16 protein-coding genes are annotated in these 13,054 nt (G+C 53.3%); 4 read left to right on the top strand and 12 right to left on the bottom strand.

The features are described 5' to 3' along the window. Window positions 1-17: 17 nt before the first annotated feature. The 8 genes from menC to murB all read right to left on the bottom strand — a co-directional run bounded on the left by menC (window position 18) and on the right by murB (window position 7,483). Entirely contained in the window at window positions 18-1,145 is a 1,128-nt protein-coding gene (gene menC, locus NSS88_RS04260) for an o-succinylbenzoate synthase (protein ID WP_055358051.1), read from the bottom strand. Further along, window positions 1,142-1,981 carry a GNAT family N-acetyltransferase gene (locus NSS88_RS04265; protein ID WP_055358050.1) on the bottom strand — a complete coding sequence of 280 codons (840 nt, stop codon included), beginning with the start codon at window positions 1,979-1,981 and terminating at the stop codon, window positions 1,142-1,144. Before NSS88_RS04265 ends, menC begins: the two co-directional genes overlap by 4 nt. Further along, window positions 1,956-3,125, bottom strand: a complete 1,170-nt coding sequence (locus NSS88_RS04270; RefSeq protein WP_049626376.1) for a M20 peptidase aminoacylase family protein — start codon at window positions 3,123-3,125, stop codon at window positions 1,956-1,958. The genes NSS88_RS04265 and NSS88_RS04270 overlap by 26 nt, the downstream gene beginning before the upstream one ends. 116 nt (window positions 3,126-3,241) lie before the next feature. After that, entirely contained in the window at window positions 3,242-3,667 is a 426-nt protein-coding gene (locus NSS88_RS04275) for a threonine/serine exporter family protein (protein ID WP_061580681.1), read from the bottom strand. 12 nt (window positions 3,668-3,679) lie between these two features. Further along, a complete protein-coding gene (locus NSS88_RS04280; RefSeq protein ID WP_061580683.1) occupies window positions 3,680-4,423 on the bottom strand; it encodes a threonine/serine exporter family protein in 744 nt (247 codons plus the stop codon). Window positions 4,424-5,262: 839 nt separating this feature from the next. Continuing rightward, a complete protein-coding gene (locus tag NSS88_RS04285; protein WP_055358048.1) occupies window positions 5,263-5,889 on the bottom strand; it encodes a VC0807 family protein in 627 nt (208 codons plus the stop codon). A 45-nt stretch (window positions 5,890-5,934) separates the two neighbouring features. Beyond that, window positions 5,935-6,471 (bottom strand): diacylglycerol/lipid kinase family protein, encoded by a 537-nt coding sequence (locus NSS88_RS04290; RefSeq protein WP_235468447.1) that lies wholly within the window; start codon window positions 6,469-6,471, stop codon window positions 5,935-5,937. Window positions 6,472-6,568: 97 nt separating this feature from the next. Next, window positions 6,569-7,483: a UDP-N-acetylmuramate dehydrogenase gene (gene murB / locus NSS88_RS04295; RefSeq protein WP_015374224.1), complete on the bottom strand. Its 915-nt coding sequence runs from the start codon at window positions 7,481-7,483 to the stop codon at window positions 6,569-6,571. Between the two features lie 523 nt (window positions 7,484-8,006). Between murB and NSS88_RS04300 the strand changes: the two genes are divergently transcribed. Both NSS88_RS04300 and NSS88_RS04305 read left to right on the top strand, forming a co-directional pair. Next, window positions 8,007-8,609 (top strand): IMEF encapsulin system ferritin-like cargo protein, encoded by a 603-nt coding sequence (locus tag NSS88_RS04300; protein WP_235468445.1) that lies wholly within the window; start codon window positions 8,007-8,009, stop codon window positions 8,607-8,609. 15 nt (window positions 8,610-8,624) lie between these two features. Continuing rightward, window positions 8,625-9,479, top strand: coding sequence for a family 1 encapsulin nanocompartment shell protein (locus NSS88_RS04305; protein WP_055358046.1), 855 nt, complete (start codon window positions 8,625-8,627; stop codon window positions 9,477-9,479). Between the two features lie 170 nt (window positions 9,480-9,649). Here NSS88_RS04305 and NSS88_RS04310 read toward each other — a convergent pair whose 3' ends face one another. Then, entirely contained in the window at window positions 9,650-10,114 is a 465-nt protein-coding gene (locus NSS88_RS04310; RefSeq protein WP_011230416.1) for a hypothetical protein, read from the bottom strand. Between the two features lie 136 nt (window positions 10,115-10,250). Between NSS88_RS04310 and NSS88_RS04315 the strand changes: the two genes are divergently transcribed. Both NSS88_RS04315 and NSS88_RS04320 read left to right on the top strand, forming a co-directional pair. Next, window positions 10,251-10,604: a 2Fe-2S iron-sulfur cluster-binding protein gene (locus tag NSS88_RS04315; RefSeq protein ID WP_049626477.1), complete on the top strand. Its 354-nt coding sequence runs from the start codon at window positions 10,251-10,253 to the stop codon at window positions 10,602-10,604. 129 nt (window positions 10,605-10,733) lie between these two features. Further along, window positions 10,734-11,270, top strand: coding sequence for an HD domain-containing protein (locus tag NSS88_RS04320; RefSeq protein ID WP_013146000.1), 537 nt, complete (start codon window positions 10,734-10,736; stop codon window positions 11,268-11,270). A gap of 169 nt (window positions 11,271-11,439) precedes the next feature. Here NSS88_RS04320 and NSS88_RS04325 read toward each other — a convergent pair whose 3' ends face one another. The 3 genes from NSS88_RS04325 to NSS88_RS04335 form a co-directional block, all read right to left on the bottom strand. Next, a complete protein-coding gene (locus NSS88_RS04325) occupies window positions 11,440-11,685 on the bottom strand; it encodes a gamma-glutamylcyclotransferase family protein (RefSeq protein ID WP_310794013.1) in 246 nt (81 codons plus the stop codon). Beyond that, the gene (locus NSS88_RS04330; protein ID WP_023633957.1) at window positions 11,639-11,791 is read right to left on the bottom strand and encodes a hypothetical protein; all 153 of its coding nucleotides are present in this window, start codon (window positions 11,789-11,791) and stop codon (window positions 11,639-11,641) included. The genes NSS88_RS04325 and NSS88_RS04330 overlap by 47 nt, the downstream gene beginning before the upstream one ends. Window positions 11,792-11,991: 200 nt before the next feature. Further along, window positions 11,992-13,032 (bottom strand): ribonucleotide-diphosphate reductase subunit beta, encoded by a 1,041-nt coding sequence (locus NSS88_RS04335; RefSeq protein ID WP_055358094.1) that lies wholly within the window; start codon window positions 13,030-13,032, stop codon window positions 11,992-11,994. Between the last annotated feature and the right edge of the window lie 22 nt (window positions 13,033-13,054).

A 13,054-nucleotide genomic window follows, 5' to 3' on the forward strand; every position in this document is an offset into this window, starting at 1 on the left:
TCTCCCTTTATCATCCTTTATGCCGTCGCCGTACGGTGAAACACCTTCGCAAACTGCGTATACCGCTCCACTTGGCGGCGGTCGACGTCATAGCCGATGCCGGGAGCGTCCGGCACGCGGATCAAGCCGCCGTGCACCTCAACTTCCGGCGTGATGATATCCCGCTCCCAATAATGCGACGACGCGGCGGTGTCGCCGGGAAGGGTGAAGTTTTCCAACGTCGTGATCGCGATGTTGTGGGCGCGCCCGACGCCTGCTTCCAGCATCCCCCCGCACCAGACCGGCGCACCGCGCTCAGCGCAAAGATCGTGGATGCGCTTCGCCTCGCCAAGCCCGCCAACGCGCCCGATTTTGATGTTGATGATGCGGCAGCTGCCAAGGTCAAGCGCCTTGCGCGCATCGTCATAGGAACGAATGCTTTCATCAAGGCAAACCGGCGTCTGAAGAAGCGGCTGCAGCCGAGCGTGATCGACAAGATCGTCAGCGGCGAGCGGCTGCTCGATCATCATCAGCCCGAATTCATCGAGCGCTTTCAGCCGATCCGCATCGGCAAGCGTATACGCTGAATTGGCATCGGCCATAAGCGGCACGTCAGGAAACGCGCGCCGCACGTCGCGGATGACATCAACGTCCCATCCCGGCTTGATTTTCACCTTGATCCGCCGGTACCCTTGCGCCACATACCGTTCCATCACCTGAAGCAGATCGGCAACCGTCGGCTGGATGCCGATGCTGACGCCGACTTCAATGTCCTTTTTCGTTCCTCCGAGAGCTTGAGAAAGCGGAACGCCGAGCCGCTTGGCGTACAAATCCCATACCGCCCCCTCAAGCGCCGCTTTCGCCATGTTGTTTTGGCGGATGGCAGAAAAGCGCTTTGACAGCTCCTCCGGGTGGTGAATCGGCTCAGCCAACGCAAGCGGCACAAGGAAATCCTCGAGCATATGCCAGTTCGTTTTCACCGTTTCCTCGCTGTACCACGGGGCGGAAAATGCGACCGATTCGCCCCAGCCGGAAACGCCGTCGCCATCGACAACTTCCACTAAAATCAACTCTTTCCTTTGAAACGTGCCGAAGCTCGTCGTAAACGGCGCCTTCAACTCCATTTGCAAATGGCGCAATATGACGTACTCGATGTTGATCGTCATTCTTCTTCCCCTTTCTGCTGCCATCGTTCACTCCGCCGCTTCCATATGTAATAAAGCACCCCTTCCTCCAGGCAGCGCCAAGCGCCGGCGGCAATCCATCCTTCCGCAAGCAGCCGCTGAAACAAGGCGCGCGTCGCCAGCCGCCACTCAAGCGCCAGCGCGAAATCCTGCTCTTTCAGCTGCGGAAAGTCAAGCGGGATGGCTGTCAACAGCAACGGCGCCGCTGTTCCATCGATGTCTCTCAGCACCGGCTGCAATAGGCCGTCAGCCCTTTGCCCTGCCTCGAGCACCGTCAGACTTCTGGCCTTGAGAAGATCAGCTTTAGCCAAGCTCCGCTCCCCGGTCGGACGCTCATCAAGCCGCCATTCGACGATGAAGCGGTCAGACGGCAGTTGACCGTTCAACGCGTCATTCATTTCGCCGTAGCAGTTTTCCACATACTCGACGCCAACAGCCCCAAGCTTCGCCAAGTTCAAATAGCCGTTGCGGCTTTGCAGCGGGTCATACGTCCAGCGGATGACTCGGTAGCCGCGCCGCCGCGCTTCTTCCGCCTGCTTCCTTTTCAGACGGTAGCCGATTCCTCGGTCGCGAAAGGAAGCATCAATCCCCATCATATGGGAACAAAGATACACTTCCCCGTTTCGAAACCCAGGGAAGCTATACACAAAGCCGACGAGTTTCCCGTCCATATACGCGCCGATCACAATGCCGCCGTTTTTTGCCGCCGTCAACGTTTGATGGAGCGGAACCGGCGCTGTTTTCCAAATCTCCTCCTCAAGCTTGGCCATCTCTTTCAACTGTTCGATCGTCTCAATGATTTGCAGTGACAGAGACACGCCCGTTCTCCCCCTGCAGCGCAAACGTCGCAAACGTATTGATGACCGTTCGCGCCAAAATTTCCACACCGGAAAGCAAATCATCGCGCCGGAACGTCATGTTCGGGTGATGGAGCCCCGGACGCAAGTCGCAGCCCAATCCGAGCATCGTTGTTTTCAGCTCCGGTTTTTGAAAGGAATAAAAATGGAAATCCTCTCCTCCCGATGTCACAACCGGCGGAACGCATTTTTCCGTCCCCAAGGCCGCGATAATCGCCTCCTCCATCATCCGCACCGCATCTGGATCAGGATGAGCGGCGACGATGCGCGTCCGTTCCACTAGTTCAATCTCCGCCCCATAAATGGCAGCGACCCCGTTGATCACATGACGCAGCCCTTCAACGAGCCGCTCCATCGCCTCGTTCGTTTGCGCCCGCAAATCAAGGGAGAATTCCGCGTAGTCCGGGATCGTGTTCGCATCTTTTTCACCGGCGTGAAACTTCGTCATTTTGATCGACGCCGGCACTTGCGGATCAATATGAATTTTGCCGAGCTCTTGCACAATGGCGCTGCCGACTTCAATGACATTGACGCCTAAATGCGGCCGCGCCGCGTGCGCCGCCACACCGCGGATCCGCCCTTCGATGCATTGCGCCGCCCCATGGATGATCGCCGGCGCCGCATATCCGCCTTTCACTTCTTGAATCGGCCGCAGGTGAACGCCGTATAAAAACGACACGCCGTCGACCGCTCCTTTTTCGATCAGCTTTAACGCCCCTGTTCCTTTCTCCTCGGCCGGCTGGAACAAAAACCGGAGCGTCCCCGGCGGCTCATAGCCGATGCGGCGAAGCAGCTTCGCCACCCCGAGCACGATCGTCATGTGGGCATCATGTCCGCACGCATGGTTCGGCTGCCAAACGCCGTTCACTTCTTGCCAAAGCGCATCCATATCGCTGCGCACCCCAACCGTAAACGGCCCGGCGCCGATTTCCGCCACCACACCCGGGCAATCGGCAAACGTCCGCACCCGATATCCTTCGCGCTCCAACTCTCGACGGAGAAATTCAGTCGTTTGCCACTCTTCCCAGCTGATTTCTGGATGGCGGTGAAGGTGATCGAAAACCTCCCATAGCTCCGCTTTCATCTGCTCGATAATGTCTTTCATTCCGCTCTCCCCCGCTGTTTCAAAATCGATAGAAAAAACATCGTTATATTCATTATAATATTCAGACAAACAAATACAACGATAGGCAAATGATTGGAAAAAACAGACACGTGCCATTACGGGCGGCGCTTTACCAGCTGGTTGACGACCTCAGAAAAAATGAGCCCCATCGCAATCGCCCCGGAAATCATGAACGCTTTTGCCGCTAGTGAAATGGCCGCATTGTAATCGTTCATGACAACATGGCGCATCGCCTCAAACGCTGTTCCGCCCGGCACAAGGGGAATAATGCCAGAAACGATAAAAATCGTCGCCGGCGTTCGATAGCGGCGGGCGAACCCGTTGCTTACAAAAGCGACGAAAAACGCCGCTGCAAACGTGGCGATAACACCGTCCACCCCCGACCGGGCGGCGGCCATATACATCGCCCAGCCGCTCATGCCGACAAATCCGCTGTGCGGCAGCAATCGTTTCGGAATATTGAAAATGACGCCAAACAGCGATGACGCCACAAAGCTAAGCAACAGCTGCACAATCATCATCGGTACTCCCTGCTAACGAATCGATAAAATAAAGGCAATGCCGGTGCCGATCGCAAACGCGGTTAAAAACGCCTCAGCACCGCGCGACAAACCGGCGATCAAATGGCCGGCCATTAAATCGCGCACCGCATTGGTAATCGCCAGCCCCGGCACGAGCGGCATCACCGAGCCAATCATCATGTTTCCTACGTCCCTGACAAATCCGGCACTTTCCATCAACAGCACGATCCCACCGGCGACAAAAGCGGAAAAAAATTCAGCGAAGAATCGGATTTTCACGAACCGATGCATCATTTCAAAACACCAAAACGCCATTCCACCAGAAAGAAGGGAAGGGAGAAAATGATTCATGCCGCCTAACAGCGAGGCAAAACAAGCGCTCGCCGCCGCTGCGGCAACGGTTTGCTGCCAAAGCGAATAACCGAGTGGCAGCTGCTGAACGCGTTCCAGTTCTTTGCGCGCTCCGTCGAGCGACAGTTCGCCGCTGCTGATGCGGCGGGAAATGTGATTGACAAGCGCCATCTTGGATAAATCGGTCGAACGCTCGGAAATGCGAATAAACCTTGTTACATTCGTTCCCTCAACGGAAAACATAATGCCCGTTGGGGTCACATAGCTGTGAGAGCGGGAAACACCGAACGAAGCGGCGATGCGCCCCATCGTATCTTCCACCCGATACGTCTCTCCGCCGCTTTCAAGCATCAATTTTCCCGCTAATAAACAAACCTCAACAATATCATCCACCCGCTCCGTCATAACCGGTTTGCTCCTTTCGTTTTCGCCCGGCATGGCATTGGCCATCCCGTTTTCCCCTGCCGGGCGCTCATCGCAAAAACAAACTCCCACCAAACAAATTGGCAGGAGCCGCCTCGGATATCGTCTTTGTCAAACTTGTTTCCATTATAACAAACAAGCGGTTGACTGCCAAACCGTGAAGGAACTCTCACCATTTCCCTTTCTTTCCTATTTTTCTGTTTCTTTCGCCTGATTTTTCGCTCTCACAGTCGAAAAATAGCGCACCGGCGGAAGACGAGACAGCGGTTCAACAAAATGAACAAACGAACACCAGCACAAAAATCGAAACGAACTCGTCCCCCACGCAAGCGATCAAGATAGAAACAAAAGGGAATATGTACCATAAAACTGCTGCCAGCGCCAAAGCAAACGGTCAAAAACACCAAGCGGCGGTTGCTGTGAACAAACAAACAGAGTCTCGTGTCTCGGTTTCCCATTCACAACAACTGAAGCAGGCAGCTGCACCGCAAGTGAAAGCCGACCATCCGGCAGGCCAAGGGAAACAGAACAAGCAAGAAAACAATAGAAAATGAGTTCCGAATGACATACTCCCGCCACCTGCGTATTATGAGTTCTTCATTTAAAATGAGAAAGGGGCTGACCCAAAAGGCTGTCTGACTTCAAGATAGACACGAAATATAGTGCGGAAGAAGCGGTCAATGCCGTATATAGAGAGACGAAAGGGGGTGTCCTGATCCTTTTGGGACACCCTCTTGGCGTTTGGCCATGTGCAACGCCGCTCCCTTTTCCCTGTTTCTTCAGTTGTCCGTTTTGCTTTCGACCGCTTCTCTCCTTTACGCTCACGTCGAATGATGGCGGTTCTCCCGCTCCGAGATGATTTTCGAAATACGCACAAACCCCAACATACAGAGAATCGTGATCCCCCAACCAATGCCTTCGCGAATGACAATCGCACGGTCAAACGCTTCGACGTCGTAGCGAACGATCAAGTACGCCTTAATCGCCGCCAACAGCCCGTCGCGCAAAGCAAAACCAACAGTGATCCATTGAAAAAGTGAAAAGACATCACGTTCCAAAAACCGTCTTTTCATGACCGAGCGCGGAGCCCCCTGCATTTCCACAAAATCAAGAGAAAAATAAAGCAACAACGGGCGCTTGACAACGACCGTCACCAAAAAAAAGACAGACAAAACAATCGAGTACCAGACGTCATTCCATAACATCTGCAACGCAGAGCCAGCGAATATGTTCAACAGCGTACTAACGGCCAGATTAACAATCAAAAACGTGCCGGACCATTGCACTTTGCGAATACGCCAATAGCGATAAACGGTATAAACCGCTCCCGGCACGGTACAAATCAACATCGCCCCGTACTCCCCAACCGGGCTGCGCAATGCATGCCAAAGCACGATCGGAAACACCACATAGAATACGACATCAAACATGACCATCCGCTTCCCCACCACTTGTCTCCTCACTCTCCCTTTCTCTTTTCACATACGCCCTCATCATTCACCGAGTTCCGCGCCAATGACTCGCATCCTTTTAGCCTCAATCCAAGCCGACACCTCTCCCACCCCCGCTTCTTCTCCATCAGCGTGAACGGGGACGGGAGCGGCGGGGCGAATGTGCACGTTCCGCCCGGCAAACACGGAAACTTCTTTCATTCGCACATGCCCGCCCCAAAATACGGTTAAAAACAGCCCAAGAATTTTCCAACGCTGCATCGGCCCGACGACCGTCACATGAAGCAAGCCGTCATCACCCCGGGCGAACGGGGCGATGCGCATTCCCCCACCGTAGTATGGGTGATTCGAAACCGTTGCCAGCCAGGCCTTCAAAAACGAATAATTCTGTCCATCCACACAAATATCAAGGTCAACCGGTTGATAGCGAAACAACTCTCTTACTAAATAAAACACATAAATGAACGAACCGAGTCCAAAACGATTCAGCCTCCCTTTCCATTTTGAACGGTTGGCCATGCGGGCGATATGGGCGTCAAAACCGCAGCCGACGCTGTTGGCAAACGCGCCGTCGGGCACGGATAATCCCTTTTCTTACCTATTGGCGGTTTGTTTCATTTTTCCTCTCGGCGAAATAAGAAAAATCCGAACCCGCAAACCGGATTCGGATCAGTCATCATTCCTCACCGATAATTTTCACTTCCAGCTCTAAATCAACTCCGAACTTCTCCTTTACGGTTTTGCGCACCATGTCGATCGTCGCGATGTAATCGGCAGCCGTCGCATTGTTTTTGTTAATGATGAATCCGGCGTGCTTCGTCGACACTTCCGCACCGCCGAATCCTTTTCCCTGAAGGCCGCTGTCTTGGATAAGCTTGCCGGCAAAATAGCCCGGCGGCCGCTTAAACACGCTGCCGACCGACGGATACTCAAGCGGCTGTTTCGATTCGCGCTGAAATGTTAAATCATCCATTTTCGCCTTGATTTGTGCATAGTCGCCCGGCTGCAGGGAAAAGACGACTTCAAGCACAATATCATGCGTCCGGCTGATGATGCTTGTTCGATAACCGAGCTCCAGTTCCTCGTTTGTCAATGTTTTCAACTCGCCGGCGAGCGTCGCCACCTTGACATGGTCAAGCACATCTTTCACTTCCCCGCCGTACGCTCCGGCGTTCATCATAATCGCCCCACCGACCGACCCCGGAATGCCGCAGGCAAACTCCAACCCGGTGAGATGTTGTTCGAGCGCGAACCGCGACACCGCTTTAATATCCGCCCCGCTTTGGGCGATCACGTTGTTTCCTTCACGCCAAATGCGGTTGAGATGCTTCAGCTGCATGACAATGCCGCGCAGCCCGCCGTCGCGGATGATGACGTTCGAACCGTTGCCGAGAAGGGTAAACGGCAGGCCGTACTCCTCTTTCAGCCGCAACACCTCGATGACTTGCTCGTACGTTTCCGGCCAGACCAGAAAATCAGCCTTGCCGCCGATCCGCACTAATGTATGGTTTTTCATCGGCTCATCGCGCAGGACGTTTCTTTCCCCACAAATCTCTACGAGTCTTTGATAAATATGTTCCGCACGTTTCATCGTTCTGTCTCACCTTCTTCTCTCATTCCATGCCGCTTGGCGGCATTCATTCCACATCGTTTCCATTATCGCCGGAATCGCGCCGCATATCAAGTGGGCAATGTTCCTTATTCTGTTTTATTCGGGACTGGGCGGAAAGGTGACGTTTTTGCCGGACGGAAAAAGCAATCTACAGGAAACGGAGCACCCTTCGCGTGCAGAAAAGTGGAGCGGTCTGTCCGCTGAAAAAACGGAACCGCGTTACGCGATCCAAGATCAACCCCCATCACCTTTGTTTCGTGTCGCGGTTCCACTTCAAATGTGACCGCAACAGCCAAGTACCATTTCTTTCTCCTTGCAACGATTACATGGTATCGTTTTTTTTCATCATCATTCAATTATGAAGAAAACGGCTCGCTTTTATCCCCCCCTCGAGGAGTGGGCTTTCTCGCTCGCTGATCTGTAATGCGGACGAGAGCAAAGAGGTTTACAATCATATACATATGGAAAAAATGGTAACAACCATTTCATGGGAGGGAGTCCATTGCACGACGCACACGACGCATTAGCAGAGGTCAGCGCCATTCTCGGCCGGTCGAAAGAGGCGCTCAGCCAGTTTCAAGCGATTTTAGAGCCGACAATTGAACAAGCGGTTGATGATCATGAACGGCTGTATTGGCATCATATTTACGAAGAAGAGGAGCACCGATTTGACCGTTTGGCCGCCCTGCTTCCAAAGTTGGAGGAGGCATTGGCGGACGAAGCGTTCTTATCGCGGGAAAACGGCGACTTTTTGCGCCTGTTGCAAGACATCAGCCTAGAAAAATTCGGCTTGCACAACTTTTTGGAGCATCTCGATTTGTCGTTGTTTCATTATAAAGGGACGGAACATGAACCGGCGATTGCGGCACTGCGCGACATGACCGCTGCGGACTACCAACAGATGAAAGCCGCTCTCGAAACGCTCAACCGTGCGCTCGATGCGCCATTGTCTTTCGACGCTTCAGTGCCGACGGACGAAAAAGAGCATCAAAAAGACCATTTGAAACTGGCTCAGTACGCTGTCCCTCCTTCCGACCCGGCGCCTGTCCGCCCATCGATCGGAACGAGACGGCAACTGACAGTCGGCAGCTTAAAACACGGATAAGAAAGGAGAGGAAACATGGATAAAATGAAGCTGTATCCAGAAGCCCCGCTCACAAGCAGCCAATGGGGCGAGCTTGACGAACTGGTCATTGAAACGGCGCGGCGCCAGCTCGTCGGCCGCCGATTTATCGATTTGTACGGTCCGCTCGGCGAAGGTGTCCAGTCGGTCGCCAACGATATTTATATGAACCCGGAACAGGGGGACATGAGCTTCCACGGCAAAGAGCTGAGCCTTTCCGAGCCGGCGCGCCGCGTGCATTTAACGATCCCGCTTTTGTATAAAGACTTTATTTTGTACTGGCGTGACATTGAACAGGCGAAACAGCTCGGCAGCCCGATCGACTTTTCCGCCGCCGCCAACGCCGCCCAGCAGTGCGCGCTGCTCGAGGACGATTTGATTTTCAATGGTTCAACTGAATTTGATGTGCCGGGCATTATGAACGTCAAAGGAAAAATCGCCCACATTCGCAGCGATTGGATGAAATCGGGCAACGCCTTTACTGACGTCGTCGAAGCACGCAACAAGCTGCTTCAGCTCGGCCATACCGGCCCATACGCGCTCGTCTTGTCGCCGGAATTGTATGCGTTGATCCACCGCGTCCATGAAGGAACGCACGTGCTTGAAATTGAGCACATCCGCGAGCTGATGACCGCCGGCATTTACCAAACTCCGGTCATTAAAGGCAAACGCGGCGTCGTCATTGACACCGGCCGGCAAAACATCGACCTCGCTGTCGCGGCCGACATGCAAACTGCGTTTTTAGACACAGAAAATATGAACTACCTATTCCGCGTCTATGAGTCCGTCGTACCGCGCATCAAACGTCCAAGCGCCATCTGCACGCTCGAGGATCCGAACGAGTCAGCATGAGCAGCGCCTGATCCGGAGAAGCGACACGCGGGCTTCCCTTGCCATCAAACAGCAAGAACGGCATATGGCCAGCGATCCGCGCCATGAAAACGAGGCTACAGCAAATTCCCTTTAACGAAGACGCGCCCGGACGATAGGGGAGATCGCCGGGCGGTTTCTTGATTTTCCCATTAAGCGGTGCGGGCCGTTTGTCCTTGAACGTTGGAGACGAGCAGCGACAATTCGGGGCTGAGCGCCTCAACACCGATGTCATCGATAATCATTTTCGCTTCCCGCCAAAAATGAACGGTATAACTGCCTTCATAAATCTCAAAGAGGCGTTTTAAATAGCGCCGCTTGTTGTTGATGGCTTCCCGTTTATAAGCGGCGTTGTTCAGCTCACGAATTTTTTTATGTTCAGGCGCAGAGATGACGCTGATGTCATGAACGTTGACGATGAGCCGTTCCCCTTGTTCGGTCACAAAACCGACCGAATAGTATTGGGCGCCTAGTTGATCGATATGAACGATGCAGACGTTTCGATATTCTTCGCCGGAACGGAGGCGGAGAAGCGCCGCTTCCACCGCGCCGCCGACTTTTCGCTCGTTGGCCAAAATCGCTTTCATATCGCGCAGTCCGTTCATCGGAATGCCCATGGTGTCTCCCCCTTGTCCCTAGCCAAGATGGCGTTTTCGCAATTCCTTTTACTATTATGATACCAATCATTCATTCGGATGTAAATGAGATTCATTTTCAAACTAACCATGTAATTTAAAGGAGATGTGTAAAAAAATGGATAAAACATTCACGGTCGGCTCACTGAAGCCTGCCGTCCGGCCATCGGAGCGCTCCATTTCTGCCGCGCCGCCTAAGCCCGATGGGCCGTCCGCCGTGCGGCCGTCTGTCATTCAAATCGAACAAAAAGGGAAAACGTTCACCGTGCAGCCAGCCCCCGGCGTTTCGCTTCTTGACGCCGCCCTAGGACAAGGTGTTCTGCTCGATCACAAATGCAAAAAAGGAACGTGTGGCCGTTGCATGGTCACCGTTCTCGCCGGCGCTCACCTTCTCGCTCCGAAAACGCGGCGCGAGCGCGAAAAAACGGATCAACCAGCCAAACGGCTTGCCTGCCAAGCACAAATCCAATAAGCCGAGCGCTATTTTAGCACGATCGGCTTATTTTTTCCCATGCAACCGCTCCCACCTACTTTCTCTCATTGCCTGACTCTTTACGCCATGGTATGATGGTGAGAAATACAAAAAACGGAGGGGATGCCTATGAGAACGGTCACCTTAACCGACGTCTTTGCCCATCCGATTGCGCAAAAATATTTAAAACGATCCGGCCTCGCCCACGCCATCACCGCGGCGTACCATGCCTACCACCTTGCCCTCCGCCACGGAGTAAACGTCGACTTGGCGACAAAAGCGGCACTGCTTCATGATATCGGCCATTACACATGGTACAAAAACGGCCGTTGGGACTACGAACAATACCGGCAAAACGACATCCATGCCATCAAAGGGGCCGAGCGCGCCCATAAGCTGCTGATCCGCCTTGGCGAACATCCGCAAAACGCTAAGGAAATTGCCCTGGCGATTTTGCTTCATACCGATTCCTACCTTCCAGAAGGAGAATGGAAACGAACGCCGCTTCAAGCCATCGTCAAATGGGCCGACGAAGCCGACGAGGAGCCCGGCGGCCGCCACCATTATCGAACGATCAGCGACGACTTAGCGTGGAAAAAAATCCGCCAGCTCGACGAACTCGTCAGCCGTCAGCACGGAAAAGAGCGACTCGGGGATATTGTTTGACCGCTTGCCTTGATGTCGCCATTCCCCTTGAACAGACGCGAAACATCGCCACGAACAATGTATGCTCTGAACGGAAACAGCTCACCCTTTCATCAGGTGGGCTGCTCGCGCGCCAGCGACACAGAACGATACACACCATCGAATGCCCTCTTATATCCTCATCGTCCACTCACGCTTTAAGTTTGGCGTGTTGCTCAAGCCACTCTTTTCGTTCTGATGGGTACACGTACGTGTAACACGTGTACTTCTCGCCATCAGCATCTATGGCGGTCACGGTGATCCGTTCATAATGGTTAGGCTGTCCCGGGCCGTGATACCCTTCAAGCTGGTCAAGTATGGCAAGCGCCGTTTCCGGGTCGCCAAGCTGGTTATAGGCGATGGCGCTTGAACCCAGCTGAGCGAAACGTTGAAAAATCGCTTCCCCCCCTCTTCAGCCATACCTCGTCATTGTCGTGCTCCTCTTCCACGAGCCACTGATTCAATTGCTCGCGCAGCCGTTCGATTTCCTGTTTTTTCCCCACTTCTCCCGTCCCCTTTCGCATTCAAAAGCAAGTTTTTTCTCATTATACCAAGGTAAGGCGCCCAAGCCTACCGTCCGACAACAAGCCGCAACATCTCTTTTCCTTTTCTCTTCCCCATTGTATAATGCAGCGAGAATCCCTCCGTTAATCATGTTTTCCGGCAAAAAACCGCGTTGGACGATGCCCCAACGCGGTTTTCCTTACAGCTCATCAAACCCATTATCCACTTGCACTTTCGTATATTGGCGCGGTTTTTGCTCGAAGAAGTCTGATTTGCCGAGGTCGACTTCTTCATACGCTTTAATCCAGCGGAGCGGGTTCGTCCGATAGCCGTCAAACGGGCGGTCAAAACCGAGCTGATGAGCGCGGACGTTGGCGTAAAACTTAATGTACGCTTCCAAATCAGCCAAGTCGATGCCATCGATGTCATTCCCGATGATTTCCCCGGCCCATTCGATTTCCAGCTCAGCCGCTTTCGTAAACGTTTCACGGACAAAATCGGAAAGCTCCGGCGTCCGATACTCCGGGTATTCGTTCAACACTTCCTTGAAAATTTTTGTAAACAAATCAACATGAATGTGCTCGTCACGGTTGATGTAATTGATCATCGTGCTCGTCGCCACCATTTTTTGCTGGCGCGCGAGGTTGTAGAAAAAGGCGAACCCCGAGTAGAAAAACAATCCTTCTAAAATAACGTCAAAGACGATCGACCGCAGCAAGTTCTCCACGTTCGGCTCTTCCGCAAACGCCTTGTAGCCGTTCGTCACAAAATCGTTCCGCTTGCGCAGCGTCGGTTCGTTTCGCCAAAAGTCGAACACTTCATCTTGCTTTGCTTTCGGCACAAGGCTCGAGAGCACGTACGAATACGAATGGTTGTGAATGACTTCCTGCTGGGCAAGCATGATCATCAAGGCATTGATGCTTGGATCGGTAATGTAATCCGCCACACGTCCCGCGTAATCGGTTTGAATGCTGTCAAGCAGCGCCAACAGGCCGATGATTTTCAAAAACGCCTCCTGTTCGCGGGCGGTCAGCTGCGGAAACTGCTTCACATCTTGGGCCATATTGATTTCAAACGGTGTCCAAAAGTTGGCGAGCATTCGCTTATATTTCGCATACGCCCATGGGTAGGCGATATCGTCCCAGTTCAACACATTCGAGCAGCGGCCGTTGATAATGCCCGTCGAACGGTTCGGCGCCTCTGGATCCATAATCGGCCGTTTGACTAAGCTGATTGTCATGATCCATTCCTCCCTTTCAGCT

Origin of the sequence: Geobacillus sp. FSL W8-1251 (genome assembly GCF_038005945.1) — a bacterium.
In the GTDB taxonomy this organism is placed as follows: Bacteria; Bacillota; Bacilli; order Bacillales; family Anoxybacillaceae; genus Geobacillus; species Geobacillus stearothermophilus.